This is a genomic window from Actinomadura parmotrematis, from assembly GCF_019458805.1.
Classification (GTDB): domain Bacteria; phylum Actinomycetota; class Actinomycetes; order Streptosporangiales; family Streptosporangiaceae; genus Spirillospora; species Spirillospora parmotrematis.
In genome coordinates this window covers 1-668 of sequence record NZ_JAIBOA010000053.1, presented here as the reverse complement: position 1 = coordinate 668, position 668 = coordinate 1, and the positions used below count along the sequence as shown (strand labels likewise).

1 rRNA gene is annotated in these 668 nt (G+C 55.8%); it reads right to left on the bottom strand.

Annotated features, from left to right (window positions below):
* Nucleotides 1-632: ribosomal RNA gene (locus K1Y72_RS35830) — 23S ribosomal RNA — on the bottom strand; the annotation flags it as partial.
* Nucleotides 633-668 lie beyond the last annotated feature (36 nt).

The window sequence follows — 668 nt, the reverse complement described above, 5'->3', positions numbered from 1 at the left end:
GAGGACGCTCTGACGGCTTGTAGGCACACGGTTTCAGGTACTATTTCACGACCCCTCACCGGGGCACTTTTCACCTTTCCCTCACGGTACTTGTCCGCTATCGGTCATCAGGAAGTATTCAGCCTTACCACGTGGTCGTGGCAGATTCACACGGGATTTCACGGGCCCCGTGCTACTCGGGAACACACCCAGAAGCCACTCAAGTTTCGTCTACCGGACTCTCACCGTCTACGGTCGGCCTTCCCATGCCGTTCGACTACCCGAGCAGTTTGTAACTTCTTGTCAGACTGGTAGATCCGACCGGATGGTCCCACAACCCCGCACACGCAACCCCTACCAGGTATCACACGCGCACGGTTTAGGCTCCTCCGCTTTCGCTCACCACTACTCACGGAATCACTATTGTTTTCTCTTCCTGCGGGTACTGAGATGTTTCACTTCCCCGCGTTCCCACCAACCGGCCTATACATTCAGCCGGCGGCGACACCCCATGACGAGTGCCAGGTTCCCCCATTCGGAAATCCCCGGATCAAAGTCTGGTTGCCGACTCCCCGAGGCATATCGCAGGCTCCCACGTCCTTCATCGGCTCCTGATGCCAAGGCATCCACCGTATGCCCTTAAAAACTTGAACACACAAAACGATCAAAACAAATCGCAGATGAAACCC